Origin of the sequence: Mycobacterium sp. (genome assembly GCF_039583805.1) — a bacterium.
Lineage (GTDB): Bacteria > Actinomycetota > Actinomycetes > Mycobacteriales > Mycobacteriaceae > Mycobacterium.
Genome location: NZ_JAVKSH010000003.1, coordinates 7,119 through 9,335 on the forward strand (window position 1 = coordinate 7,119; position 2,217 = coordinate 9,335).

The 2,217-nt window shown below is 68.9% G+C and carries 2 protein-coding genes; both read right to left on the reverse strand.

Translation table 11 applies throughout. The annotated features are described in order from the left end of the window. Positions 1–19 precede the first annotated feature (19 nt). Positions 20–544: a transglycosylase family protein gene (locus ABDW21_RS00540; RefSeq protein WP_343709925.1), complete on the reverse strand. Its 525-nt coding sequence runs from the start codon at positions 542–544 to the stop codon at positions 20–22. A gap of 1,028 nt (positions 545–1,572) precedes the next feature. Continuing rightward, positions 1,573–2,184, reverse strand: a complete 612-nt coding sequence (gene mobA / locus ABDW21_RS00545; protein WP_343709936.1) for a molybdenum cofactor guanylyltransferase — start codon at positions 2,182–2,184, stop codon at positions 1,573–1,575. Positions 2,185–2,217 lie beyond the last annotated feature (33 nt).

Here is a 2,217-nt window from a genome sequence, read left to right on the forward strand (position 1 = left end):
GCCGTCGCTCTACGTCAGGTCAGCCGCGGCGGCCGCAGACCGGCCACGCGCCGATGCCCTGCGTCCGCAGGACGTTCTCGGCCACCCGGATCTGCTCCTCACGGCTGGCGCTGGCAGCGGAGCCGCTGCCACCGTTGGCCCGCCAGGTGCTGGAGGTGAACTGCAGACCGCCGTAGAAGCCGTTACCGGTGCTGATCGACCAGTTGCCGCCGGATTCGCACTGCGCGATGGCGTCCCAGTTCGCGCTGTACGCCCGGACCGGCTCGGGAGCGGGCGGAGGAACCTCGTCCGGAGCGTCGGGCGCAGGCCCGACGGCCTCCGCCTCCACCACGGGAGCGGCGGGCGGCGGCTCGTCGCCACCGGCGTCGACCACCGGCATCACGGGCGTGGGCCCGACCGCCAAGAGGTCCGCCGGCAGGTTCGTGCCGTCGGCAGCCGGCGGGTTCGCGCCGTCGACGTCGTCGGCCACCGCAGTGGCGGCAGACGGGGCGACGAGCACCCCGGTGATCGCGGCGATGACGAGCGTCTTGCGGACGTTCTTCAAAGTCGTTCCTTTCGCGGTGCGCGCGCCGAAGGATGCCCACCGATGTGGGCGGGGTGCCGGTGTCCAGGCGGGTCGGATGCTTCGGGACGTGCCGTCTCGTTCCGGCACGGCAGCGGGGGCGAGAGGCGCCCGATGGGCTACTGCCCGGCGGCTGCGAGCCGGCCGGCCGCAGCCCCGCTCACACGCGGGTCCAATGGATTCGATTTTGTGTGCCCTGGGTGTGCTCATTGTCTGCTCATTTCGGGCTGGAAAGGACCATACGAGACCGGATTGCATTCGTCATCCGCGACACGCCGCATATATCGATCCGATAACAACACGATAACGATTGGCCGAAGTAATTGTTTTCCCAGCTCACGTCATGATTTTGCACGTCCGCTGATGCCGGTCAATAGTCCTGCTGATGTGGGGCAGATCACCCTGAAATCGTGAGCTGGGTCACGTGATTTCCGGCATGGCGGCCGGCCGGTTTCGGATCGAGGCACCCTGCCCGGCAACCGCCCTCCGGATGAACAGTGGACAGATCAGCCGATCCGCCGCCCGGTGCCGCAGACGGCCCGGCTTGCGTTGCGTCACAGACTGATCGCCGTCTCCGGCGACACGCCCACGGCCGACGCCGACATGGAGGCGTCACCGACCTCCGCATGTCGTCAACGCGTTCGGATTACGCCGACACCGAACGTCCGGCGGCGAACGGTTTTCACTGCAATCTGTACTCGGATGCCCGGCGGCCCATCGGAGCAACGCGGAGACAACGGGTGCCCGCAAACAGCGCAGCCGCCCGTGCGCGCCGGGGCTCACCCAACTGCGCGGCCCGGTGAGAGCGATCCTGGCAAGTGAAAACAGCGCTGCCTCATGGCAATCCGCGTCACGAGCTCTACCCGGATTCTGACGTCGTTGCCGGCCGACTCCGCGCCCGGCCACAGATTCCCGTCGTCACGCGATAACGCTTCTATTACGCATTAATCAATGAGACATTGGATCGCCGATTAAGTGCTGTCGCCATCACGCCGACTTCAGCGCCGACGTCAGGGCTGTTGCAGCGCGCTCAGGTCGGCAGCTGAATTCACATTCACCAGGATGCGGGAATCGGTCAGCACCACTCGTTGCGCGTCGACCGCGCCGACCAGGGCGCGCATGCTGCGCTCCCCGGCGGTCACCAGCTCGTCGACCCGCTCGACCAGACCGGTCCGGTACACGGCGGCCAGGTAGTGGTCCCGGCCGTCCCACGGCAGCACCACGTCGGCGTCAACCTGCGCGGCCCGGTCGGCGAGCACGTCGAGAAGTTCGGCGGTCAAAAACGGCATGTCGACGGCGCACACGAAGGCCCGCTGAGCACCGGCGTCCCGGGCGGCCCGCAATCCGCGGCCGGTGGCCGGCAACGGACCCCAACCGCGCACCTCGTCACGGACGATCCGCGCCGGCACGGCCGGCAGCGGCTGCCCCGGGGCGGCCACCACGAACACCGGCTGACACCGTCGGGCCACGACGCCGACCACGTGCTCGACCATCGTGGTGCTGCCGCCGCCGCACAGGTGTTCGGGAACCGGGAGGGTTGCCTTGTCTCGGCCCATCCGCCGCGACGCTCCCCCCGCCAGCACCACTCCCGCCAGAGGCGGCCCAGCCGGCGCCGACACCACGTCAGTCCACGGTCCTGGCTCAGTCCACGGTCC